The organism is Microcoleus sp. Pol10D4, from assembly GCF_036701555.1.
Lineage (GTDB): Bacteria > Cyanobacteriota > Cyanobacteriia > Cyanobacteriales > Microcoleaceae > Microcoleus.
In genome coordinates this window covers 158,598-185,509 of record NZ_JAUBRA010000004.1, presented here as the reverse complement: position 1 = coordinate 185,509, position 26,912 = coordinate 158,598, and the positions used below count along the sequence as shown (strand labels likewise).

Below are 26,912 nucleotides of genomic sequence, written 5' to 3'. Positions count from 1 at the left end.
GTCCCTAGTGTAGAGCCGATTGAGGATTGGCAATCACTAATGACCAATGACTGCTGACTAAGGACTACTGACTAAGAACTAGGGACTAACAACTTCTGCGTTGATTTTATCGACTACTCGGCGCAGGACTCCGTTGATGAAGCGATGTCCTTCGTCGCCACTGTAGCGTTTTGCCAGTTGGACGGCTTCGTTGACGCTGACTTGTTCGGGTAAGCCTAGATATAGCATTTCGGCGATCGCGATTCTCATGATATCTCGATCGATCCGGGGCAACCGTTCTATTTGCCAGTCTACAAGGGATTCCGAGAGCAATTCATCAATTTGAACACGGTTGGCGCTGACTTTCGTCAGAATTTGCAAAGCATAGGTGCGGACATCTTGCTGGTTGGCTAGCTGGATTAGTTCTGGAAACTCCATTGCTGAACCGAGACGGTTGATGGCGGTTTGGGTGAGTTCGACTGCTTCCCGTACCATTGTTCTAGCACTTTGTATATCGGCGGCACGGATTTCGCTAGCAAGCAGTTTGTCGCTACTCCGCTGCACTTCGGATGCTGCTGCTTCTAGGGATTCTTGAACTTCTGCTGTCAGGGTACGGATGGCGGCGAGGAGAACATCTTGCAGTTTCTTGGCTTCTAAGAGTTCTGGATTCGTCGGCAGTTGGCTGATGCCGAGGAGTGCGAGTTCGCGTGCTGTTTCGCGGGCTTTTTTCATAGTTTTTAGATAGGGATTGAGAATTTAGGAAGTTTTTCGATCGCGCGCGGACTTGAACTTTAGCAGAAAACTCGACTAAAAGCGGTACAAGACAAGCCGTCTGACTCGCCAGCGGCGGGTAGTTTACTGATACTTGGCTGTCAAACCCAAGATTGATGCTCGAAACCGGGTTTCTGAGTTTAGGCTTTCTTGGTTTCGGCTGGTTTTGTCGAAATATTATCTGCTATGGGGAAAGTTTACACGGCCTTACGGGCCACTAAAGATGTCTTGGTTTAGTCTTCTTCGACTGGGACAGCCTGGTATCTTGATTCGGATACCAAGGGTTCGAGTGTTTTGCCCTTAATGTTTTCGGGGGTTACTGGAACTGAGTTGCTGGGGTTGACGATGCCGCCAGAGATGATGACTTTAAAGGCATCTTCGATCGACATTGACAAATTGACTAAATCTGCCTCCGGGACTATAGCGTACCATCCGGTGGTGGGGTTGGGAGTGGTGGGGATGAAAATGCCGATCGGGGTTTCGCCGGAAAGGTGAGGCGGAATATCGTTATTCTCGATCGTACCGGTCACAAATGCTAAAGTCCAGATTCCCCGCCGGGGATATTCCACTAACACCACGCGGCGAAATTTGTCGTTTGATTTGAGGAGGGTTCCCAGCAGTTGTTTGAGGGTTTTGTAAACCGAACCGGCTAGGGGAATTGCCTGCAACACCCGTTCGCCAAAATCTAGCAGCCACTTGCCGAAAATGTTGCGGGCCATTAAACCGATGACTAAGATGCTCAGCAGGGGTACAGCCAGCCCTACTAAAAGATTTAACAGATTCACCAAAATCGGGTGGAGTCCGTCAAAAGGGTTGATCTGCTTGGGAATTTTGGTGAGAAAATTGATCACCCAACTGGCGACGGTAATTGTCAGCCAGATGGTGGTAGCTAAGGGTATCACTACCAATAGTCCTGCGATCAGGTCGTTTTTTAAGTCTTGTTTGATGCGTTGGAGCACGGCGGGTCAAATCTCCTCGTAACTGGTTCCCAATAACCTGAATAAAGCTGAGACTAAAGCAACTGCACGGGCTTTACTGGATGTCACCATAGACGATCGTCTTCAATTCTGCTAAACCCTACCCTTTCTGAGGGGGAAGAGTTAGGGATCGCCGGTGCTGTACCTTTATTTTAAAGAATTATTGCAAGTTGGCGCTTGATTTTAATATATGCGGGCTGTGCAGCAGCTCACCGTATTGTATATTTTAAGACATTTTGGGTCGGTTCAATCAATAAGCCGATCGGTCAGAGGCAGCCTGGGAGTCCAAGTCAAGCGAGTCCAGAGAAAATTTTCTGGGATTGGTATGGGGAATTAATTGGTCGATCGAGCTTTCTCAGATTTTCGGCGGGGTGGCAGTTCGTTTTACCGAATTCAGGGGAATCTCTGCAGGTTGAGTGCAGTGTGTCTGCAACATTATATCTTTGGATAGATGCAATATAACGAGCTGCTACTATAATAACTGTGATTTTTCAGGGGCGAGTGCGATAAACAAGGCAACAGTTACCTACCATGAAACACTTGCATGGTAGGCAAATTCGGCAAAAAGTAAAGCAGACAGACCAGCAACTTTGACTTTTTTTGACAGGATTGATCCATATTCAGGAAATAAGGGCAGAATTCAAGCGAATTCGAGCTTGAGAGGAGCGGCAAAGCAATATAGAATTAACTCGGGCATCACTACAAAAAAAATAATCTGCCAAACGAGGTAGCAGTAGTTAGGAGCAAGCGAGATAAATTACTACATAGCTAGTTGTTTCTAGCCAGAAGCGCGAAACTATTTGTTCAACAGGGTATAGCTAAACTGCTGCATACAAGCAAGACTCCAGCGGTACCGATTCCTGGAAAACCGACGAAAGTTAAGGAAAAATAAGCGTACTAGCCAATCAAGTCAGAGCGGGGGTTCACCCCGCGGCAAGAAGCAATAGACTTGATTAGAAGTTAGGATTGAGATATGAATGCTCAACTCATGAAACCAATTGGTTTTTACATTTTTTTATGCCATTCAAAACCCAAAACTTTTTTGGGCTTGACTTAAAGCCACAGCCCGCTCAAATTTTGTGTCCGATAATTAATATTTAAGAAAAAGGAATTTTTGTGAAAACGCTCAGTATCCTCTTAGTAGAAGACAGTCCCCTAGATGCCGAACTGATTGAGGCATATCTAATGGATGGCGGGCTCCAATTTTCTCTGGTGTGTGTGGAAACTCGAGAAGACTTTGCCACGGCGCTGGAAAAACAACGTTTTGACATTATTTTGGCAGATTATATGCTGCCTTGTTTTAACGGGATAGCTGCATTGGAAATTGCCCACATTACTTGTCCGGGAGTGCCGTTTATTTTTGTTTCGGCTACTTTGGGCGAGGAAGTGGCAATCGAAACTTTGAAAAGAGGGGCTACTGATTATGTTCTCAAACGCCGTTTGATACGCCTGGTGCCGTCGATTGAGCGGGCCCTGCGGGAAGTTCAAGAACGGAACGAGCGCAAGCAAGCCGAAGCACAGCAGCAGGAGAGTGAAGCTCGATTTCGGATCATGGCAGATACCGCGCCGGTAATGATTTGGATGTCGGATACTGACCAACTTGGCGATTACTTTAATAAAGTTTGGCTGGAGTTTACCGGTAGAACTTTGGCGCAAGAAATGGGCATGGGTTGGATGGAAAACTTGCACCCAGATGACTTACCAGAATGTCTGGATATTTACCAAAAAGCCTTCGACGCTGGCAGTGAGTATCGGCACGAATGCCGCCTGAGACGCTATGACGGGGAATACCGCTGGGTTTTGGGTACAGGCGTACCCCGGTACAGGCCCGATCGCACTTTTGCAGGTTACATCGGTTCTTACATCGATATTAGCGATCGAAAACAGGCAGAACAAGAACGCGGGGCAGCTTTGTCCCGCGAACAAGCAGCGAGGTTGCAAGCAGAAGAAACAGCTAAAGCGCTGCAATCGGCAAACTATAAAATTACTAACATTCTCGAAAGCATTACCGATGCTTTTATCGCTGTTGATTTAAATTGGAACTATACCTATGTCAACCATCAAGCTATTGAACTGTTAGGCAGACCAAAAGCAGAACTGATTGGTAAAAATTTTTGGGATATATTTCCCTGGGCTGTCGATTTACAGTTTTACAAAATGGCGAGCAAAGCATTAGCAGAAAAGGTAACGGTCGAGTATGAAGAATTCGTACCGTTATGGAATAAGTGGTTGAAGATGCGTTTTTATCCTTCCGATTCTGGTTTGTCGGGTTACATCCAAGACATTACCGAGCGCAAGCAAACAGAAGCTGCACTCCAAGCTAGCGAAGAAAAGCTGAGAATGTTAGCCGAAGCTAACTTGATGGGAATTATCTTCGGGGATGTGAACGGCGGTATCATCGAGGCCAACGATGAATTTTTGCGGATAGTTGGTTACACGCGGGAACAGTTGCAGCGCGGGGAATTAAACTGGATTGACATCACGCCGCCGGAGTACCAGTCTCTCGACAAGAAGGGGATGGCAGAGGCACAAGCAACGGGGGCTTGCACTCCCTACGAAAAGGAATTCTGGAGGAGAGACGGTAGCCGGATTCCGGTGTTGATCGGATATGTTTTGCTGGCCCAAAAGCGGCAAGAATCTGTCGCTTTTATTCTCGATTTAACGGTTGGCAAGCAGTTGGAAAGAGAACTGCACGATCGAGCCCAGGAATTGGCGCGGGCGAACCGGATTAAAGACGAGTTTCTAGGAACTTTGTCCCACGAATTGCGGACGCCGCTGAATGCGATGCTGGGATGGGCGCAACTGCTGCGAAACCGCAAGTTTGACGAAAAAACGACTGTTAGGGCTCTGGAAACGATCGACCGCAATACACGTTCGCTGGCAACTCTAATCGAGGATTTGCTGGACGTGTCGCAGATTATTACCGGAAAACTGTCGCTGAATTTGCGGTGGGTGGATGTGATTTCTACTGTTGAGGCTGCGATCGATACTCTAGCGCCCGCGATTGCCGCCAAAAATATTGAAATGGTGACGGATTTCGACCCCAGTACCGGGCGGATTTTTGCCGATTCCGGTCGCTTGCAGCAGGTAGCGTGGAATTTGCTGTCGAATGCAATTAAGTTCACTCCTGATGGCGGACAGGTGAGGGTGGCGGTGCGAAAGATGGAGAGGACTTTTGCCGATGACGAATCCGCTTGCTGTAAAAATTTGTCGCCCGCTAGTATCGAAATTGAGGTTAGTGACACGGGACAAGGGATTTCAAAAGAGTTTTTGCCGCACGTTTTCGAGCGGTTCAGCCAAGCTGACAGCTCTACAAGGCGATCGTACAACGGATTGGGTTTGGGCTTGGCCCTAGTGCGGCATTTTGTGGAAATGCACGGGGGGACGGTGCAAGCCGAATCTGCCGGGAAGGGAGAAGGCTCGAGGTTTTTAGTGAAATTGCCAATTCAACAGCTTCATTGCGACGGCGGATTTTCTGTTGCCCCACTCGGTGAGGTTGCGATTCCTCAAAGCAAGGCGCGAGCCCCTGTAAAGGAGTCTTTTGTCAGCACCAATCTTTCTGGAGTGCGGGTATTGGTGGTCGATATCGACGCGGATTCCCTGGATTTTGCCTGTACCGTGCTCGAAGATTGCGGGGCCCAGGTGGAGACTGCTAGCTCTGGAAAGGATGCCCTGGAGGCGATTGAAAGGCTGAATCCGAATGTGTTGGCGATCGATATTGGCCTGCTGGCCCTTGATGGAGAAGCTTTGCTGCAACAAGTGCGATCAGGGATAATGGACAAGGAAATTCCGGCGTTGGCGTTCACGGCGGTTGGTAGGGTAGAGGAACGGATACGGGCACTGCAGCAAGGTTTTCAAATTTACGTGCCCAAGCCGATCGAGCCTGCTGAGTTGGTGGCGGTGGTGGCAAGTTTGGCGGCGCGCTCAAAGATTTTAGAGGTTAGATTTTAGATTGACTCTGCGATGACGGAAAAACGAGACGCAAGCCCCGGGCTACCGACACGGGGATAAGTCGGCAGCGGTTTCAACCGCCTTCAATTCTTGGTATAATTCAAGCAGCAAGTAAGAATAACCGTCTACGCGAGGAATCATCCTAGTACGGAGAAATCCCGGCAACGGAGACATCCGCCTTTGATGCGGAATACTTAAAGGGCAAATAATGGCAGGGTGAGGAGCGTACCTATCTGGCGCAAGTGATGGACTCAGAAAGCGAAAACAACTTAAAAGTAACGGCAATTCTAGCACCTCTGGTACTGGTGTTATTTTGAGCCTCTAGAGGGACTTTTGCCTGTTCCTTCCAAGTTGGACTTGGAGAATCCCCCGGTTTCAACCGTGGGGAGTGTCAAGGATGTCGTAACTACAGATCAATTTTCTTGCATTCGAGCGATCGGACAATTCTTAGGACTCAGGCCAACTGGCCGATTAAACAAAAATATGTAGTTGCGCTTGTGCGCTATTCGCTTAGGAAAGAGCGTACAAGCGCAACGAGATACTTAAAATTTAAGCTTTACTTTGTGAGAGTTGCCCTTAGTCCTAATCCTGCCGAAAAACTTTTTTTAGTATTAATAAGACTTAGAGCTAATTTGTCAAGCCCCAAAAGTTATAAATTTAATTTAGATCACAGTATGTAGTTTTTGATACTGATAGCAGTTTCTAAAAGGAATGCAACTGTAGACAAGTTCCAAACCCCTATCATCATCAGTATTACAATTTCTCAAATCTCAAATCTAAAACCTAAAATCTAAAATTGTATGAGGTTCAGGGACGATCGCCCTTAACAGTCTCTCCTCAAATATCAAGTTCAGTAATTAGCTGCTTCATTAAGCATGACTCTTATCTACAATTAACCTAATTTGTCATACCCCAAAAGTTATAGATTTAATTTAAGTCAAAGTTTTAGCTTTTGATCAGAGGTGCAGGGACGATCGCCCCTAACACTATTTCCTCACATATCAAGTTCAGCAACGAGATACTTCATTAGAAAAATATTGGACCGGCGTAAATGCTTCTAACAGGTCTCTATTGCTTGCCGTGCAAGGATTTTTGGGTTTTTGGATGTGGACTGGTCGCCCGGTTCCCACTATCGACGGCTAGATACCAATTGCACCCGGCCGGCATCCATTTCATCCATTAATAACTCTAAAGCCTCATAATCAATATCGGAGATGTACCCCAAACGGGTGAGCTCGTAGTTGATTTCGTTTTCAATGTCAGGCGTCAACTGCTTAATGTAGAGGGCTTTTTCTACAAGTTGACGAATAGCATGAGTTGCTTGCATAGTAAGTCGGAGAACTCCGTACTGTTTAATTTTCCTCTGAACTGTCGAGTAAACAGGTGATCTAGATCAGAACTAATAAGTGATTTAAATTACATTGTTCAGTTTCATCTAACAGCTAGGACAAACTCGATCGCAATTTTTAGAATTACCAAGACTAAACCTGCAGGCCTAAATAAAAAATAGTATAGTAGCTGACGTTTCCTCCCCAAATCTTAGGCAAAACTTCATAAAAAAGAGTCAATAAATAAAGATTCAGTAAAACTACTGACAACAACTGGTCAGTTTGCCTCAGCTTAAGTTAGGCTCAGAGTAATCAAGTAGGTTTAGGCTTACATCTGTCCAGCGCAGTAGTTGAAAATACGTAGCAATCATAGGTTTGACATATGCAGACACTTCTTGCCCATAAACCAATTACGGTGATTCGACCCCTAGACTACCTGAATGCAGCCACCGCCGGAGAATTCGGACGGCAACTAGCGGCAGCAATTGCAGCCCCCGGAGTTGTAGCGGTACTCGTAGATTTGGCCGAAGTAAAATTTATTGACAGTGCAGGTTTGATGGCATTGGTTTCGGGCCTCAAGCAGGCGAAAAAAATGGGGCGCAGGTTTAGTCTTTGCTCACTATCCCCTGGGATTAAGATGATTCTGGAACTCAGCCAACTCGATCGAGTTTTTGAGATATTTGAAAATGTCGATAGCTTTGATGCCCAAAACTCCTGCGTAAAACAACACTGATAGAACCTCCTCATCGACGATAACAGGCAACAAAACACAGCAAATTCGGTTAAATGGCCGAAAAGACAGACGACTGTCGTTGGCGTGTTGGCAGATTTTAAGGTAGGCTGCTTAAGAGTCGCAAATATTTAGCGAGTCGAGCCGTGGCAGTAAAAGTCGAAGAATTACTTACAGCAGACATTAATCAGCCTGCTCGTTATCTGGGAAACGAATTGGGGGCTACGCACAAGCCTTGGGACGCGGCGTCTGTGCGCTGGGTTCTCACTTACCCAGAAGTGTATGAAGTTGGTGCTTCCAATCTGGGGCACATCATCCTTTACAACATTTTGAACGCAGGGCCGAGACAGTTGTGCGATCGAGCTTATTTGCCCGCACCAGACTTGGCAGCAAAACTGCGATCGACCAAAACTCCGCTGTTTGCCGTAGAATCGAGGCGATCGCTCACAGAATTTGATATTCTGGGCTTCAGCCTCAGCTACGAACTCGGAGCAACAAACATTCTGGAAATGCTGGATTTAGCTGGCATTCCCCTAACTTGGCAAGAAAGAGCGACCAATCCCCAAAACGCTCAAATGCCGCTGATTTTTGCTGGTGGGCAAACGGCAACTTCCAACCCCGAACCCTACGCTGACTTTTTTGACTTCATCGCTTTGGGAGATGGAGAAGAGTTGCTGCCAGAAATTGGCTTGATTTTGGCAGAAGGCAAAACTAATAATTTGAGCCGAGAAGCATTGCTGCTGGATTTAGCGCAAATTCCAGGCGTCTACGTCCCGCAATTCTACGATATGGCGGCAGACGGTTCTGTTCATCCCAACCGCCCGCAAGTTCCCGATCGAATTCTGCGCCGCGTGGCGACTCCGATACCAGCTTATTCGATCGGCCTGGTTCCCTACGTCCAGACAGTACATGACAGACTGACAGTAGAAATCCGCCGGGGATGCACGCGCGGGTGTCGCTTCTGTCAGCCGGGAATGCTGACTCGCCCCGCGCGCGATGTCGAACCGCAGCAAGTCGTAGAGGCGATCGAACAGGGGATGCAAGCCACCGGACACAGCGAGTTTTCCCTGCTTTCCCTGAGTTGTTCCGACTATCTGGCACTCCCAGCAGTCGGCATGGAAATCAAAAATCGCCTGAAAGATAAAAATATTTCTCTATCTCTACCCAGTCAGCGGGTTGACAGATTTGACGATAATATTGCCGACATTCTCGGCGGGACGCGACAAGGCGGTTTGACTTTTGCGCCGGAAGCTGGTACTCAGCGGATGCGGGACATCGTTAACAAAGGTTTGACCAACGAAGAATTGCTTCGGGGTGTAAAAACTGCGGTCGATCGCGGCTGGGATAAAATCAAGCTGTATTTTATGATCGGTTTGCCCGGAGAAACAGATTTTGATGTTCTGGGCATCGCCGAAACAGTCCGCTGGCTGCACAGGGAATGCAGGATCAATGGCAGGCGGGGACTGAATTTTAACTTGACAATTTCTAATTTTACGCCTAAGCCTCACACTCCTTTTCAGTGGCACTCGGTTTCTACTGCTGAGTTTTCCCGCAAGCAAAAACTCCTGAAGGAAGAGTTTCGGGGAATGCGGGGCGTCAAGGTGAATTACACTGATGTGCGGATTTCGGCAATGGAGGATTTTGTCGGACGGGGCGATCGACGTTTGGGCGCTGTAGTCCGCCGCGCTTGGGAACTTGGCGCGGGTATGGATGCGTGGTGGGAAAGCTTGGATAAGGCATATAAAGCTTGGACTCAGGCGATCGATGAATCGGGCCTTACCTGGAAATACCGCCAAGTCGAAAGCGGCGAGTGGAATCTTTTTGAGAAGGAAGAAGGAAGTTCGGCAACGGATTCTGTAACGGATGTAACGGATGTAACGGATGTCAGTCCGATGTCCGTCGGAAGAAGGGAGAAGGAAGATTTTTCCAATTCTCCGGATCTCCCCCTCTCCTCCTCCTCCACTCTCCCCCTCTCCCCTTCCCCCTCTCTCCCCCTCTCTCTCGATCAGGCCCTGCCTTGGGATCATTTAGATACGGGAATCGACAAAAACTGGCTGAAAATTGACTTGCAAAAGGCTTTAGAAGCAGCGACGGTTCCCGACTGTTCCTTTGAAGGGTGCTCGCGCTGCGGGGTGTGTGGCACCGATTTCGGACACAATGTGGTTGTGGATGCGCTGCCAATTCCTGAGTTTGCCGGGGAGTTTGTCCCGAATACGGATCGGAAACAGCGTTTGCGGGTTTGGTTCGGGAAGGTGGGCGATATGGCTTTGGTTGGTCATTTGGATTTGATCCGATTGTTCGATCGAGTAGTCCGCAGAGCCGATTTGCCGATTTCGTTTACCGGCGGGTTTCACCCGAACCCTCGGATTTCTCTGGCAAATGCTCTGCCTCTGGGCGTTACCAGCACTGGGGAAATTGCTGACTTTGAGCTCACTGAGTCGATCGATATTGAGAGTTTTCGGGAAAAGTTGGCCGCTAAGCTGCCGGCAAATATTCCGATTTACAAGGTTGAGTCGATCGATCTCAAGGCTCCTTCTGCTAACCAGTTGTTAGAAGCAGCGGAGTACGTGATTACTGTCGCTGTAGGGGGTTCGCTGACAGAAGATGGCGAATTAGACCGGGACAATGCTGCTCCTGTCTCGGTGGCTCCTGATGCCAACTGGGAAACTTGGGTCAAGACGATCGTCGAAACCGAGGCTTTTTGGCGGGTGCATACTACTAAGTCGGGAAAGACCCACAATGTCAATTTGCGCGATCGACTGCACAAACTAGAGCTTGTAGAGCAGAAACCAGACAGCAGCACCTCTGCGAGGAGTGCTACATCCGAAGGTAGAGCCGTCTTGCGCTTTACCGGCAGTTGTCGCAGCGACGGCAACGTGCTGAAGCCAGAACATATTGTGTTCATGCTCGAACAAGTCAGCCAGCAGGAAATTCAGCTTCTACAGGTTGAGCGTAGTCAGCTAATCCTGGGTTATGGTTAAGATAGGGAAGTCGTGGTGGAATTTTTCACCTTCGGCTCTCGATCGGGATGTGTCGTTTCACGCTATAATCGCTTGTTATGGAAGCCGCGGCGGCTCGAGCGCTTTAGTCGCTCGTCGCCCTCGTCAACCAGCAACGCGGGCTGGGTGCAATTTGCTTCTGTTCAAGACTTCAAGCCTTTTTGTTGTACATTCACGGGCTAAATCTAGCGCCAAACCCGCCGGAGCGGGGTCTGAACCAAATTTAGCGATTAATTTCGATTGATCGACTGGTTGTCGGTGGTCGGCTTATTCAAAAATCTCACGGTTCAAACCGCAGAGCGGGTATTCAACAATAGATGTTTTTGACGGGTCAAAAAACGGAGATAAGCCCCGACTTAAGTCGTGGAGAACCAAAAATTTTAGATTTTAGATTAAAGTTCCAGCTCCGAGATTTATCTGTGGAGTAAATCTAAAATCTAAAACCTAAAATCTAAAATCGACTGACCCGTCAAAAAACGGAGATAAGCCCCCCACTTAATTCGTGGAGAACCAAAAATTTTAGATTTTAGACTCTAGTTCAATCTCCCAGATTCGTCTGTGGAGTAAATCTAAAATCTAAAATTTAAAATCTAAAATCGACTGACCCGTCAAAAAACGGAGATAAGCCCCCGACTTAGTTCGTGGAGAACCCAAATTTTAGACTTTAGACTCTAGTTCAATCTCCGAGATTCATCTGTGGAGTAAATCTAAAATCTAAAATCTAAAATCTAAAATCGACTGACGAGGTTTTAGGGTTGGCAGGGGCGGAGGTTGCAGTCGAATGCCAAACTGGGGTATGTTGAGTGCGATCGCACAAGAATTCAACAAAAGTCTAGGCGCTTTCACTCCTACCTACTTTCCCTCAAAACCAGCCCTCTACCACCACGCAAGCGGAGTTATCAGTTCGTAGTGTTAAGTTGTGTGTTAAGAAATTGGTACGGTGTCACTGAATTTATTCGCGCTCGTTCAAGGGAAGAGTTGTAAGTGTTGAATTTTGAGTATTGATGTCGCAATTCTCAACTCAAACCTCAATATTGCTAACTCGATAAAAGCCTCCTTATTTCTATCTCTCAGATTTATCTGCTGAGCATAACTCATAACTCTGTACGGGCGGGTTTAACTACTTTATCTGTAACAGTTAACAGTGAACAGTCAACAGTCAACAGTTAACAGTTAACAGTGAACGGTCAAAAGTTAACTTTCCTTCCACCCTGCACCAACTCACAGCTAATAACTCTTCAAGCTACTACTAATTACAGTCTAAGTCAGAGGCACTATGAGTGCGTAAGTGTCTCTAACTTGCTGCCAGTTTTTTGAGGAAATTGAATGACAAAGCAGATAGTTATAGCAGAGCAGCATCGCATTGCTGCCGTCTTTTCAGAAGATCAAATCCAAGAACTTGTGGTAGCCACAGGCAGCCACCAAGTCAGTGACATTTACTTGGGAATTGTTGAAAATGTACTCCCTGGGATAGATGCGGCCTTTGTCAATATTGGCGATCCAGAACGTAACGGGTTTATGCACGTCACAGACCTCGGCCCGCTGCGTCTTAAACGCTCGGCAGGAGCAATTACAGAACTCCTGACCCCCCAGCAGAAAGTGGTGGTACAGGTAATGAAAGAACCGACGGGCAGCAAAGGCCCCCGGCTGACAGGCAACATTACCCTGCCGGGTCGCTATTTGGTACTGATGCCCTACGGCAGGGGAGTCAACCTGTCACGCAGGATCAAGTCGGAAGCCGAGCGCAACCGCCTCAGAGCTCTGGCTATTTTGGTGAAACCGGCCGGGATGGGGCTGCTGGTACGCACCGAAGCTGAAGGGATGACTGAAGAAGCGATCATGGAAGATTTGGAAGTCCTCCAAAAACAGTGGGAAGCCGTTCAACTCGAAGGCGGTACTTCGCGGGCGCCGGCACTACTCAACCGGGATGACGATTTTATCCAGCGGGTGCTGCGAGATATGTTCAGCGGTGACGTGAATCGGATTGTGGTGGACTCGCAAAATGGAATTAAGCGGGTGAAGCAGCAGTTGATGAGCTGGAACGGCGGTAAACTTCCTGCGGGAGTTTTGATCGACCACCACCGAGAGCGCGCCTCGATTTTAGAATTTTTCCGGGTTAATGCTGCGATTCGAGAAGCCCTCAGACCAAGGGTGGATTTGCCTTCGGGTGGTTATGTGATTATTGAGCCGACTGAGGCGCTGACGGTTATAGATGTCAACTCGGGTTCGTTTACTCGATCGGCGACGGCTAGGGAAACGGTACTCTGGACAAATTGCGAAGCAGCAACGGAAATTGCTAGACAACTGCGGTTACGCAATATTGCCGGGGTGATTATTGTTGACTTTATTGACATGGAATCCCGCCGCGATCAGTTGCAGGTGCTGGAACATTTCAATAAAGCTCTCAAGGCTGACAAAGCTCGGCCGCAAATCGCTCAACTGTCGGAATTGGGACTGGTAGAACTGACCCGCAAGCGCCAAGGTCAAAATATTTATGAGTTGTTCGGGCACAGTTGCCCTACTTGCAGCGGGTTGGGTCATCTGGTGCACTTGCCCGGGGAAGAAGACTTCGCCGCAGCGGTGCGGGAATCGGGCGATCGCACTGTTGCTACGTCGAACCGCGTTTTGTTGAATTTACCCGAAGGATTGGAACGCCGCAGCTTGACGCCTGTAGCGGCTGCAACTCCTGCCCCGGTGCGGGAAGAACGCCCCCCCGAACCTGCTCGGGCTGCTTGGGAACCTCAGAGTCAGAGCGAAAGTTCGGATTTTGAGACAGCCAGTAACGCCTCGCCTTTGGACTTGCTCAACCATCCCAGCTATCAGGATTTGGGGAACGGAACTAGACGCCGCCGCCGCCGCCGGATTGGCGAAGAGCCTTTTGCTCTCCCGGCGGAGGAGGAACCTGTACGTAGCAAGTTGCGGCTGCCGAATACTTCGAGCGCGCCCGTCGCGGATACGCGCTCTGAGTATCTGGCACCCCCCGGCATCCGGGCAGCTTCGGAGGGCTTCGGGCTGGTGAATATGGCTGCTGCTGGCAGGCGCGAGGATTTTGATCGCGTGCGTCCGGCTAAGTCTGAGTTGATGAAGCCGATGGTGGAGCCTCCAGAGGTGATTTCGGTGGAAATGACGGCGGAGGAGCAGGATGTTTATGCTCTGATGGGGGTTTCTCCTTTGGTGCTTACTGATCGCAGCGTGAAAAATCCTAAGAATGCGATCGTTTCGGTGACGCTTCCGGGAGCTGCTCCGAACAAGCCACCTTTCGAGCAGCTCGAATTTGAATTTGAAGCGACGACGCCTCAAGAGAATGTTGAGGAACGGGATTATTATCCAGAAAGGTCGGTAGTTGAGCCTGTGTTTTCAGAGGATGATGATGATGATGATGATGATGATGCCCAAATTTATGGCGAGAGTTTGATCGACGAAACTGATGATTTTGATCGGATGGAGGAACCCAGCGATGTGATGGACGAATCCTATGAACCGATCGAATCCTATGAACCGATCGAACTCAATGAGCCGATCAAACTCAATGAGCCGATCAAACTCAATGAGCCGATCGAACTCAATGAGTCCAGCGAACTCAATGAGCCGATCGAACTCAATGAGCCGATCGAAGCCAGCGAACCCAGCGAACCCAGCGAACCCGAGGAGCCTGCTATCAACCGTCGCCGCCGCCGTCGCTCGTCAGCCGTTGTGGATGAGTGATATGAAGTCAGAGGGAAGAAGGAAGAAGTCAGAGGGAAGAGGGAAGAAGGAAGAAGTAGAAATTTTTACTCTCTTCCCATCTTTCCATCTTCCCCTTTCCTCCTCTCCCTCGAACGCTCTGGTAATTGCGGGTGTGGATGAAGTCGGACGAGGCGCTTTGTTCGGGCCGGTGGTGGCTGCAGCCTGCATTTTGCCCGACGAAGTTCTCGATGAATTAGCAAGTTGCGGGGTGCGAGATAGCAAGCAGTTGAGTGCCGCAGCCCGGAGTCGGTTAGCTGTGAAAATCCGGGCTGTGGCGGTTGACTGTCAAATTGGTGCGGCTTCGGTGCGGGAGATCGATCGCCTCAATATTTTGCAGGCTTCTTTGTTGGCGATGAAACGGGCGATTTTGAAGTTGAAGGTGACGCCGGATTTGTGTTTGGTTGACGGGAATCAAAGGATTCCCAATTTGGCGATCAAGCAAGAGACGATGATTAAGGGTGATGCGCGATCGATTCAGATTGCTGCTGCTAGTATTGTGGCGAAAGTTTGGCGCGATGAATTAATCCTGCGGATGGCTGTTAAGTATCCTGAATATGACTTGACAAATAACAAGGGATATGGAACAGCAAAACATAAATTGGCTTTGGAACGCTGCGGGCGATCGGCTTTTCACCGAGTCTCTTTTAGTCCTTGTCAAAAATCTTAAAATAAGGGTGAAAAACTTAGCTAATTCCAGCGCAATTATATAAAATTTGAAAAACCGAGAATTTCCGCTTAAAAAATTCAGTTAGTACAGGCTGAACAATGTCTATCACCTGTTAGAGAAACTAGCTAAGCAATAGACCTGTCTTAGTCTATTCCCAAATTTATCATTTTCAGCCTCCGGTAGCATCTATAAAATCTTTATTTAACCTCTTCCGCATGACTGATAATTTGTTAACAATTCCCGGCTATCGCATCCTTGAGCAAATCTACAATGGCTCTAAAACACAGGTTTATCGAGGAGTTTCTGAGTCAAACCAAAAAGTAATTATCAAACTGCTATTGAGCGAGTATCCCACTTTTAGCGAACTGGTGCAGTTGCGGAATCAGTACACCATTACCAAAAATCTTGACCTTCCTGGAATTGTCAAACCCATTGCACTCTTAAACTACCGCAATGCTTTTGCTCTGGTAATGGAGGATGTTGGGGGTGTTTCTCTTGCTGAGTATACTGCTAATGCTGAAGCGAAGAATTTGGGCGATCGCCTATCAAATAATTCTGAGGTTTCCTACCCCCATACTTCGCCCCTACCGCTCGATGAATTTATGCCCATCGCGATTCAGATTGTCCAAACCATAGAAGGATTATATCACAACCGAATTATTCACAAAGATATCAAGCCCGATAATATTATCATTAACCCCCAAACTAAAGAAGTTAAATTAATTGACTTCAGCATTTCCTCTCTTTTACCCAGAGAAAAACAGGAAATCCACAACCCAAACGTCTTAGAAGGAACTCTAGCTTATATGTCCCCAGAACAGACGGGACGAATGAATCGGGGTATCGACTACCGCACAGATTTTTACTCGCTGGGAATCACGTTTTACGAACTACTGACAGGGCAATTACCTTTTAACTCTAGCGATTCAATGGAGTTAGTCCATTGTCATATGGCCACGATTCCTACTCCTCCAATTGAGCTGGTCCCAGCTATTGGCGCGATGGTGAATAAAATTATTATGAAATTGCTCAATAAAACTCCAGAGTCACGCTATCGAAGTGCTGTTGGGCTGCGATATGACTTAGAAAATTGTTGGCAGCAATGGCAAGAAAATGGCAATATTAGCCAGTTTGCCTTGGGGAATAGAGATATTTGCGATCGCTTCGTCATTCCTGAAAAACTCTACGGTAGAGAAACTGAAGTTAAAGCGCTATTAGATGCCTTCGATCGCGTCAGCGAAGGCAGTTGCGAAATCATGCTAGTTGCTGGCTTTTCCGGGATTGGCAAAACAGCGGTTGTTAACGAAGTTCATAAACCTATTGTCCGCCAGCGGGGTTACTTCATTAAAGGTAAATTTGACCAATTTAAGCGCGATATTCCCTTCTCGTCGTGGGTGCAAGCCTTTCAGAATTTGATGCAGCAATTACTCACCGAAAGTGCTGCTGAGATCCATAAATGGCAAGTCAAAATATTAGAAGCGTTAGGCGAAAATAGTCAAGTCATTATAGATGTTATCCCGGAATTAGAACGACTAATTGGCAAGCAGCCAGAAGTGCCAAAACTAGAAGGGACTGCCGCTCAAAATCGCTTCAATCTATTATTTAAAAAAATCCTCAGAGTGTTCGCAACAAAAGAACATCCTTTAGTGATTTTCTTGGATGATTTGCAGTGGGCAGATTCGGCTTCTTTGAAGCTAATGCAGTTGTTAATGAGTGAAATAGATACCCGCTATCTGTTGTTAATGGGAGCGTATCGGGATAACGAAGTGTTTCCCGCCCATCCACTAATGCTGACATTGGATGAGATTCGCAAAGACTCGGCAACAGTCAACCAAATTACATTAGCACCCTTAGACAAAACTTCCCTGAATCGCCTGATTGTCGATACTCTTTCCTGTCCACCAGAACGGGCGATTCCTCTGACAGAGCTGGTTTTTACCAAAACTAAAGGCAATCCTTTTTTTGCTACTCAATTTATAAAATCTCTGCACGAAGATGGGTTAATATCTTTTGATTTTAATAGTGGCTATTGGCAATGTGACATAGCCCAAGTGAGGACGCTAGCTTTGACAGATGATGTTGTCGAGTTTATGGCGATTCAGTTGCAAAAGTTGCCTAGAGATACCCAGGATGTTCTGAAACTTGCAGCGTGTATTGGCAACCAATTTGACTTAGCAACCCTGGCAATGGTTCATCAAAAATCTCAGAGTGAGACAGCGGCTGATTTGTGGAAAGCTTTGCAAGAAGGGTTAGTTATTCCGATCGCTGAAGTGTACAAATTTTTTCAAGACTCGGAATCAGTTGAACTTGCACAAACGCCTGAGTTATCGGTTCCCTACAAGTTTTTACACGATCGAGTGCAGCAAGCAGCATATCTTCTGATCCCCGAATCCCAGAAACAGTCCACCCATCTCGAAATTGGGAAAATGCTGTTGAGGAAGGGCGGGGACGGAGGCACCGCCCCTACGGAAGCAGAAATAGAAGAGAAAATTTTTGATATTGTCAACCAATTGAATATGGGGATGGAGTTAATTACCCCTCAAATAGAACGGGACGAACTGGCTCAGTTGAATTTAATGGCTGGACGTAAAGCTAAATCTTCAACGGCTTACGCGGCTGCTAAAAAGTATTTAACTGTAGGTATAGCACTTCTGGCTATTGATTGTTGGAATAACCATTATAACCTAACTTTGGCACTGTATGAAGAAGCCACGGAGGCGATGTATCTAAACGGTGATTTTGAGCAAATGGAGCGATTGGCAGAAATTGCCCTCCAAAACGCAAATATGCTCTTAGATAAAATCAAAATTTATCAAGTTAAAATTCAAGCTTTGAGAGCGCAGAACCAAATCAAACAATCTTTAAATTTTGGGTTAGACATTCTCAAACTATTGGGGATAAATCTACCTCAAGATCCAGAACCGACAGAAATTCCCCTGGCTTTTAAAGAGACGCAATTGGCTTTACAGGGGAAACATATTCAAGACTTAATTGACTTGCCTGACATGACTGACCCGCAAAAACTGGCAGCGAGTAAGATCCTGTTAAAACTCTGTCCTGCTGCCTACATGGTAACTCCCCTCCTGTTGCCCCTGATTACTTTTAAACAGATTCAGTTAGCCATTGAATATGGTAATGCACCAACTCATACTCATTCCTATGCGAATTATGGAGTCATTCTCTGCGGCTTCATGGGAGAGTTAGAATCGGGCTATCAATTTGGAGAACTGGCACTAAATCTGCTCAATAAGCTCGATGCCAAGCCTTTCGAGGCTATGACTATTTTTGTAGCAACTTACTTGACCAAACCTTGGAAAAATCATATTAAAGAAACGTTTAAACCCCTGTTATCTGCTTACCTTAGAGGTTTAGAAACTGGAGATTTAGAACACGCTGGCTGTTCAGCACAAAGGTACTGTTACCTTTTGTACTGTAGTGGCTCTACTGAACTGTCAAGGGTTGAACTAGAAATGCAAACCTACAGGGATGCTTTCACAAAGATGAATCAGGATAGCATTCTTCAAGTGCATCAAATTGACCATCAACTTGTATTAAACTTGCTGGGAATGACAGAGAATCCTTGCCGTTTAATGGGTTCAGCTTGTGATGAATCTAAAATGTTACCGCTTCATATTGCCAATAATCACAGAATGGCGTGTTACTATTTTTACTTAAATAAGTTAATCCTTTGTTATCTTTTTAGTGACTACCACCAAGCAGTTGAGAATTCTGCCGGAGCAAAACAGTATTTAGATGCAGTAGTAGCTTCGATATTAGTGCCGATTTTTTATACCTACGATTCTCTTTCTAAGTTGGCGGTGTATTCTGATGTAGAGATTTCTGAACAACAACAAATCCTCGAAACTATAATTTCCAATCAGGCAAAAATGCAAAACTGGGCGAATCATGCCCCGATGAATTATTTACATAAATTCTATCTAGTAGAGGCAGAACGGCATCGAGTTTTAGGTCAAAATATGGAGGCCATGGATTATTACGATCGCGCCATAAAACTCGCTAAAGAAAATGAGTACATTAACGAAGAAGCACTTAGCAATGAGCTGGCAGGAAAATTCTATCTCACTTGGGGTAAAGAAAAAATTGCCCAAGTCTACCTTACAGAAGCTTACTACGCCTATGCACGCTGGGGAGCCAAGGCAAAAATTGAGGATTTAGAAAAATGCTACCCCCAATTACTTGCACCTATTTTAAATCAAAAAATCAGCTTAAAGACAGGAGAAACAATTACCCAAATGATGACTAGAACTGTTGCAAATACAACTTCAGGTCTTTCAGAGATTTTGGACTTGGCAACAGTAATCAAAGCCTCTCAATCACTGTCAGGAGAAATCAACCTCGATAAGTTGCTCTCCACTTTGATGCAAGTGATGATTGAGAATGTGGGAGCTAAAAAAGGAGCTATGATTTTGAGAGAAAGAGATTCTTTCTTCGTCGTGGCTCTATGTGTGAGCAGTAAATCGTGCAATCTAGCATCAACTCCCCTTGTTGACTCTAACGAAATTCCGATCGCGATCGTTAACTATGTCTCGCGCACCCAAGAAACCTTGGTAATTCATGATGCGACGGCTGAGGCTACCTTTGCGGCTGACTCTTATATCATCCAGCATCAACCCAAGTCGGTTTTGTGTCTGCCGATTCAACATCAAGGAAAGCCGATCGCCATTCTTTACCTAGAAAATACTCTTGTTACAAATGCCTTTACTCCCGATCGGCTGGCCGTCTTAAATATCTTAGCCTCCCAAGCCGCGATCTCTATAGAAAATGCCCAACTCTATGCCAACTTAGAAGCCAAAGTCGAAGAACGCACCCAAGAATTATCACAAGCTTTAAGCAATCTCGAAGCCACCCAAGAAGGATTGATTCAATCAGAAAAAATGGCAGCTTTAGGACAACTGGTTGCCGGAGTTGCTCACGAAGTTAACACTCCCCTGGGTGCAATTCGCTCCTCGGCAGGAAATGTTTCTAAGTTCTTGAATCAAACTTTAGAACAGTTGCCCGCACTTTTTCAATCTCTCTCCCCAGAAGAAGCACAGAATTTCTTGAGTTTACTTCAGCGATCGCTCCAACAAGAAGCAAGCTTATCAACCAAAGAAGAACGCAAATTGAAGAGAGCTTTGAGAAGCCAACTGGAAGAATTAGGAATTGACAGTGCCGATACCGTAGCCGATCGCCTAGTGATTATGGGTGTTTATAATGAAATAGATGCCTTTGTTCGTTTGTTGCAAAGATCCGATAGTTTACACATCCTAGAAATCGCCTACAAACTTTCCGAATTAAAAAGAGGCATCGCTACTATCAACACAGCCACAGATAGAGCATCGAAAGTAGTTTTTGCCTTAAAAACTTATGCCCGCTACGAACAGTCGGGCGAAAAAACAGCAGCCTGTATTAAAGAAGGTATTGAAACAATCTTAACTCTGTATCAAAATCTCCTCAAACAGGGAGTTGAGGTCATCACAAACTATGCCGAAATCCCGCCGATACTGTGCTATCCCGACGAACTCAATCAAGTTTGGACGAATTTAATTCATAATGCTTTGCAAGCAATGGATTATCGAGGCACGCTAACAATTGAGTTAACGGTTCAAGATGACCAGGCTAAAATTAGCATTACCGACAGCGGCAACGGGATACCAGAAGAGATAAAAACAAAAATATTTGACCCGTTTTTTACTACTAAATTGGCCGGAGAAGGCAGCGGATTAGGACTAGATATTGTCAAGAAGATTGTTGACAAACATCAGGGAAAAATTGAAGTGGAATCACTTCCTGGCAAAACTATATTTAATGTTTTCCTGCCCATGAGCGGTCTATAAGCAGGTCAATGCGATCGCCAACAATATAAGCTACTAAGTAGGTCGGGTGTTACTTGGTTCCGCCTAAGCTGCAATCTACCCCATTGGGAGTATTTCAAAAGTCAAAGCGTTTTGAGGCTCATAACTCCGATTCAACAGGAAACGGATGTAAAACAGCAGTACGATGCGTTATGCTCAGCTAAGCTACTACGCATATAAGTTTCTTGGTTTCGGCGACTGGGGAGGGAGAAAGGATTTGGCGAGGCGTTGACTTGTGACATCTTAAGATAAAATGGGGCCTACTAATATACTTTACTACTGTGACTACTTTTGCTACTAATAAACAATTAAAAACGAGAAAAAATAGATGTCTAAACCAGTTATTTTGTGCGTTGACGACGAGAGAATAGTGTTAGACAGTCTCAGGACGCAGCTAGCAGCAGCATTTGGGGATACCTACATCTATGAAGGGGCTGAGGATGCTGAGGAGGCTTTAGATCTAATTAATGACCTCAATGAGGAGGGAATTAGCGTTATTTTGATTATTTCTGATTGGTTAATGCCCGGTATCAGGGGAGATGAGTTGCTGATTCAAATTCACAAAAACTACCCCAATGTTATTAAAATCATGCTCACAGGTCAAGCTGATGAAGTAGCAATTGACAGAGCAAAAAAACAGGCGAACCTCCATCGTTGCTTATCTAAACCTTGGTCGGAAGACCATTTGCTAGAAACTATTAAATCTGGTTTATCTAAACTATGACCCAGCAGGTAATTATCTGTGTCGATGATGAGAAAACTATACTCAGCAGCCTCAAAGCAGAACTGCAAGAGGCTGTCGGCAAGGATTACATAATCGAAATTGCTGAAGGGGGAGAGGAAGCATTAGAGTTAATTGAAGAATTGTTAGAGGATGGGGATGAAATTCCTTTACTTATTTCTGACCACATTATGCCTGAAATGAAGGGAGATGAGCTGTTAAAACAGGCTCATCTAATTTTGCCTAAAACTATAAAAATTATGCTGACAGGACAAGCAGATCTTGGGGCTATCGCCCATGCTATCAACTCTGCAAACTTATATCGTTATATTACCAAACCTTGGCAATCTGAAGATTTGAAATTGACGGTTAGAGAAGCGCTAAATAGTTATCTTCAAGATAAACAACTTACCGAACAAAATGCCAAACTCCACCAAATAAATCAGGAGTTAGCCCAGCTAAACAGCCAGCAAACGGCACTGATTGCCAAACTGCATGAAAACGAAAATCGCTTGAGACAGTTTTTGGAAGCAATGCCGATTGGTGTAGGTGTGCTGGGTGCGGACGGCAAACCTTACTACGTCAATCGGAAAGCAAAAGAGATATTTGGTAAAGGAGTTGTGCCGAATACGAGTTCGGAGCAATTGTCAGAGGTTTATGAAGTCTACCAAGCAGGCACAAATCAAAAGTATCCTACGGAAAATTTGCCCATCGTGCGCGCGTTGAAGGGGGAAATTGCTAGGGCTGACGATGCAGAAGTTCATCAAGGCGACAAGATTATTCCCTTAGAAATCTTCGCTACTCCAATCTACGATCAACAAGGAAATATTGTTTATGCTATCAACACTCTTCAAGATATCACAGAACGCCGAGAAGCTGAGGCAGAACGCAAAAAGTTCATTCAGGATCTCTTTGAGGTCAATTCCAATTTGGAGCTTTCACTGGATGCAGAATTAGAAATTGCGGAGGCGACAAGTCGCTTTGTACCCAATGAGTTTTTAGCTTTTTTGGGATGTGACAGTATTGTTGATATTAAATTGGGAGGAGCGGTGGAGTTGGAAATGTCAGTTTTGTTTTCTGACATCCGCGATTTCACTACTCTCTCGGAACAAATGACACCGACAGAAAATTTCAAATTTATCAATTCTTATCTGAGTCGAATGGAACCACTGATTGTGGAAAATAAAGGGTTTATTGATAAATATATTGGTGATGCAATTATGGCTTTGTTTAGCGAGGGCGCGGATGATGCTGTGAAAGCCGGAATTGCGATGCTGCATACTCTGGCTGAATACAATCGAGATCGCGCTTCTGTGGGTTATGTGCCAGTTGAGATTGGGGTGGGAATCAATACTGGTTCTTTGATTCTGGGTATAGTGGGCGGAAAAAGCCGCATGGACGGTACTGTGATTAGCGATGCGGTTAATTTGGCTTCTCGGATTGAAAGTTTGACGAAGAATTACGGGGTGTCGCTGTTAATTACTCAGCAGACGTTCGATCGCTTGACAAATCCTGCTGAGTATGCAATTCGAGTAATTGATAAAGTTCAGGTTAAGGGTAAGTCTGAATGGGTGACTGTTTATGAAGTTTTTGATGCGGATTGGCCGGAAGTTAAAGCGGGGAAGTTAGCGACTCTGCAACTATTTACTGAGGCTTTGTCTTTTTACAATATGAAGAATTTTAGGGAAGCTGCGGGACTTTTTGCGGATTGTTTGGGGCAAAATCCAGAGGATAAGGTGGCTCGAATTTATTGGGAAAGGTGTCAGTATAGCCTTTCTCAGTAACATGAGGTGCTCACGCGGGCATAGGGCATAGGGCATAGGGCATAGGGCATAGGGCATAGGCATAGGACTCACCCCATACGTCACTTTCTTGAAAACCGCTATAGTTAGTTGGTAGTTGTTAGTTGGCAGTTGGTAGTTGTTAGTTGTTATTAGTTATTAGTCATTAGTCATGGGTTAGCGATCGAGCGTCATCAGTCAACAGTCAACAGTCATAAATAAGCAATAACCAATGACTAATGACTGCTGACTAGGGTTGTTCGATCGGCAATTCTATGATAAATTCTGCTCCGTGGCCGAGTGCAGATACGCAGCTAAGTTTGCCACCGTGTTCTTGGACAACTTTGTAGGAAATTGACAGACCTAAACCGGTACCTTTGTCGGCGGGTTTTGTGGTAAAAAAAGCCTCGAATAACTGCTGGGAAACTTCTTCTGGCATACCGGGGCCGTTGTCAGAAATCCTAATTACAGCATGGGAGTTTTGGACTTCAGTCCTAATTTTAATCTTGCTGCGGTTAGCTTTGACTTCAGCAACTGAACGCCCTTCGTTGTATTCCTCGATCGCGTCGATCGCATTTCCGATCAAATTCATAAATACCTGATTAACTTTCCCGGCATAACACTCAACCAAAGGCAAATTTCCATAGTCCTTAACTACCGCAATTTCGGGATAGTTGCCTCTGGCTTTCAGGCGGCTTTGCAGAATCAGCAACGTTCCTTCAATCCCTTCGTGCAGGTTAACTTTGCTCATTTGAGAATCGTCTTTGCGAGAGAAATTTCTGAGCGATCGCACGATTTCCCGAATGCGATCGGCCCCAACCTGCATCGAAGACATCGCTTTCGGCAAATCTTCTAGCAGAAACTCTAATTCGATATCCTTAATTTGATCTTGAATTGCTGCCGGCGGCTGCGGGCAGTGCTTCTGGTACATATCGAGCAAATTCAGCAAATCTTCGGTGTAGTGGCCGACGTGGACGAGATTGCCGCAGACGCTGCTAACAGGATTGTTAATTTCGTGAGCAACACCGGCTACCATTTGACCGAGAGTAGACATTTTCTCAGTATGAATTAATAAGGCTTGAGTTTGCTGCAATTCGTGCAAAGTATTTTCGAGTTGAAGTTTTTGTTGGGTTAACTCTGTTTGCGATCGCAGTAAAGCTTCTTCACTGCGTTTCTGCTCGGAAATATCAGTAATTAACCCTTCCAAAGCTATCAAATCTCCAGAGTCGGAAAACACTCCCAAACCTTGCTCCCAAACCCATTTTACTTCGCCATTTTTAGAAGTAATTCGGTAATTTAGCTGATAGGGTCGATTTTCTTGTAAGGCAACTTGCACGGCATTCCACAAATTTTCGCGATCGTCCGGGTGAGTCAATTCCGAGATAGAAACTTCCCGAGTGCCGATAAATTCTTCAGGAGAATAGCCGGCTAACTGATAGCAACCTTCGCTGACAAACTCCATACTGCGATCGGCATCGTTGCGAAAACGGTAGGCCATTCCCGGCAAATTGCTCATCAGCGTCGCCAAGGCCCGCTGGCTTTCCCGTAGGGCTTCTTCGGCGTGTTTGCGATCGGTAATATCCGTCATCACCCCCAGCATACAGAGTTCGCCGTCCAAATTAATCAACTCTGCTGACAGCAAACACACCACCACCGATCCCGACTTCATCCGAAACTCGCATTCCTGATTGCGAACAACACCTTGTTCGTGCAAACTTCGCCTAAAATTAAGTCGGTCTTCAGGTCTTACCCAAATATTTAACCCCGGTACTGTATTCCAGGTCGTTTCTTCTAAATCGTAACCAGTCATCGACAGAAAACTATCATTAACTTCAATAAAACGACCCTCAGCAAAAGTAGTAATAATCATCGGATCTGGACTCGACCGAAAAGCCTTAGAAAACTTTTCTTCCGATAACCTCAACTTTTTAATAGCCTCTTCCAACTGACTTGTCCGCTCTTTAACCCGGCGTTCCAATACTTCATTAGCCTGCTTCAGGGCTTCCTCAGCCTGTACCCGATAAGTGATATCGCGCACCACGCCTTGCAGCCCTATTTTGCCGCCGATATCCATAGAAGTTAGCAGCACTTCCGCCGGAAACTCAGAACCATCCAAACGGCAGTGCCGCCAGTCAAAACGGCAATTTCCCGATCGCAGAGCCGTATTAATGCGCTCTTGAGAAATACTCCTAGAATCTTGTCCGTCTGGTTGCAACGGCGGGCTGAACTCCGAAGGATGCTTGCCGCAAAACTCCGATTCAGTGCTGCATCCAAATAACTTTAAAGTAGCCGGATTGCAATCCAAAAACCCCTCTTCGTCTAGCAGCATTACCGCATCAGTCGTCGATTCGTACAAAGTGCGAAACTTTTTTTCCGACGCCTGCAAAGAAGCAATCAACTGCATCTTTTCCTCAGCCGCCCGCTTTTGCTCAGTAATATCCTGCATTACTTGAGAAAAGCCCTGCAACTTTCCCCTTTCATCGCGCAAAGGAGTAACAATAATATTCGCCCAAAATCGCGATCCGTCTTTGCGAAGCCGCCAGCCTTGATTTTCGTATCGACCTTCGGCTACTGCCCTGATTAATTTTTCTTGGGGCTTGCCAATTTTAATATCTTCTTTCGTGAAAAAACACTCCGAATGATTGCCGACTATTTCATGAAATATATATCCAAAAATGCGTTCAGCACCAGAATTCCAGCTAGCTACATACCCCTCAGTATCTAACATGAATATAGCGTAATCCTTAACGCCTTCAATGATTAAGCGCAGGCGTTCTTCGCTTTCTCGAAGTGCAGATTCTGCTTGCTTGCGCTGGGTGATATCTTCTACAAAACCTTCGTAGTAGAGCAATTTACCCGCTTCATCGCAGACAGCCCGCGCATTTTCAGCGATCCAAATTATTGTTCCGTCTCGGCGATAAATCTGCGACTCAAAATCCGATACGATGCCCTGTGCTTGCAAAGCAGAAACAAACTGATCGCGGCGATCGGGATTGACGTAAAGCTGATCGCTGATATCAGTCAGAGAACCCATCAATTCTGCGGCGGAACTATATCCGTAAATGCGAGCCAAAGCTGGGTTAGCGCTGATGTAGCGACCGTCTTGGGTTGTTTGAAAAATGCCCGACACCGCATTTTCAAACATACTATAATATTTTGCTTCCATTTGGTGCAGTGCCTCCGCGACATTCAGGCATTCTATCGCTTTATTTCCTAGTTTTTGATTTCCCACTTTTGAATACCCTGCTCTTGTGTGTGAGTTGAATATTTTGGTCTACCGCCTGTTAAATTCGAGCCGTTAGTTAGGTTGAAAGATGGTGTGTCGCAGCCGGATACGAGTGTGTTTATTTATCTGTCCTACGGGGCTGTTAGTTGTTAGTGGTTGCTGCCGAAAGTTGATTTGATCGGGTATTTATTTGAGGCTTGA

The 26,912-nt window shown here is 46.0% G+C and carries 13 protein-coding genes; 9 read left to right on the top strand and 4 right to left on the bottom strand.

The features are described from left to right. Positions 1-78: 78 nt before the first annotated feature. A complete protein-coding gene (gene nusB, locus QUA36_RS04265) occupies positions 79-711 on the bottom strand; it encodes a transcription antitermination factor NusB (protein WP_333161122.1) in 633 nt (210 codons plus the stop codon). Between the two features lie 272 nt (positions 712-983). After that, the gene (locus tag QUA36_RS04260; protein WP_333161124.1) at positions 984-1,709 is read right to left on the bottom strand and encodes a DUF502 domain-containing protein; all 726 of its coding nucleotides are present in this window, start codon (positions 1,707-1,709) and stop codon (positions 984-986) included. 1,134 nt (positions 1,710-2,843) lie between these two features. On the opposite strand from QUA36_RS04260, the gene QUA36_RS04255 reads away from it, so the two are divergent. After that, positions 2,844-5,678 carry a PAS domain S-box protein gene (locus QUA36_RS04255; RefSeq protein WP_333455754.1) on the top strand — a complete coding sequence of 945 codons (2,835 nt, stop codon included), beginning with the start codon at positions 2,844-2,846 and terminating at the stop codon, positions 5,676-5,678. 1,129 nt (positions 5,679-6,807) lie between these two features. Here QUA36_RS04255 and QUA36_RS04250 read toward each other — a convergent pair. Next, complete coding sequence (locus QUA36_RS04250) at positions 6,808-7,005, bottom strand: hypothetical protein (protein WP_015176637.1); 198 nt, start codon at positions 7,003-7,005, stop codon at positions 6,808-6,810. Positions 7,006-7,388: 383 nt separating this feature from the next. Between QUA36_RS04250 and QUA36_RS04245 the strand changes: the two genes are divergently transcribed. From QUA36_RS04245 to QUA36_RS04210, 8 genes are all read left to right on the top strand, one after another. Further along, entirely contained in the window at positions 7,389-7,739 is a 351-nt protein-coding gene (locus QUA36_RS04245) for an STAS domain-containing protein (RefSeq protein ID WP_333455752.1), read from the top strand. Positions 7,740-7,882: 143 nt separating this feature from the next. Beyond that, positions 7,883-10,717 carry a TIGR03960 family B12-binding radical SAM protein gene (locus tag QUA36_RS04240; protein WP_333455750.1) on the top strand — a complete coding sequence of 945 codons (2,835 nt, stop codon included), beginning with the start codon at positions 7,883-7,885 and terminating at the stop codon, positions 10,715-10,717. Positions 10,718-11,516: 799 nt separating this feature from the next. Next, on the top strand, positions 11,517-11,645 hold the full coding sequence (locus QUA36_RS04235) for a hypothetical protein (RefSeq protein WP_333161132.1): 129 nt from the start codon (positions 11,517-11,519) through the stop codon (positions 11,643-11,645). 416 nt (positions 11,646-12,061) lie between these two features. Beyond that, a complete protein-coding gene (locus tag QUA36_RS04230) occupies positions 12,062-14,440 on the top strand; it encodes an Rne/Rng family ribonuclease (protein ID WP_333455748.1) in 2,379 nt (792 codons plus the stop codon). 1 nt (position 14,441) lies between these two features. Continuing rightward, positions 14,442-15,128, top strand: coding sequence for a ribonuclease HII (locus QUA36_RS04225; protein ID WP_333455771.1), 687 nt, complete (start codon positions 14,442-14,444; stop codon positions 15,126-15,128). 215 nt (positions 15,129-15,343) lie between these two features. After that, positions 15,344-20,965, top strand: coding sequence for an AAA family ATPase (locus QUA36_RS04220; protein ID WP_333455746.1), 5,622 nt, complete (start codon positions 15,344-15,346; stop codon positions 20,963-20,965). Between the two features lie 346 nt (positions 20,966-21,311). Next, on the top strand, positions 21,312-21,707 hold the full coding sequence (locus tag QUA36_RS04215) for a response regulator (protein WP_333161138.1): 396 nt from the start codon (positions 21,312-21,314) through the stop codon (positions 21,705-21,707). After that, complete coding sequence (locus QUA36_RS04210) at positions 21,704-23,488, top strand: adenylate/guanylate cyclase domain-containing protein (protein ID WP_333455744.1); 1,785 nt, start codon at positions 21,704-21,706, stop codon at positions 23,486-23,488. Before QUA36_RS04215 ends, QUA36_RS04210 begins: the two co-directional genes overlap by 4 nt. 247 nt (positions 23,489-23,735) lie before the next feature. Here the strand turns inward: QUA36_RS04210 and QUA36_RS04205 are convergent, their stop codons facing one another. Then, a complete protein-coding gene (locus tag QUA36_RS04205) occupies positions 23,736-26,717 on the bottom strand; it encodes a PAS domain S-box protein (protein WP_333455743.1) in 2,982 nt (993 codons plus the stop codon). Between the last annotated feature and the right edge of the window lie 195 nt (positions 26,718-26,912).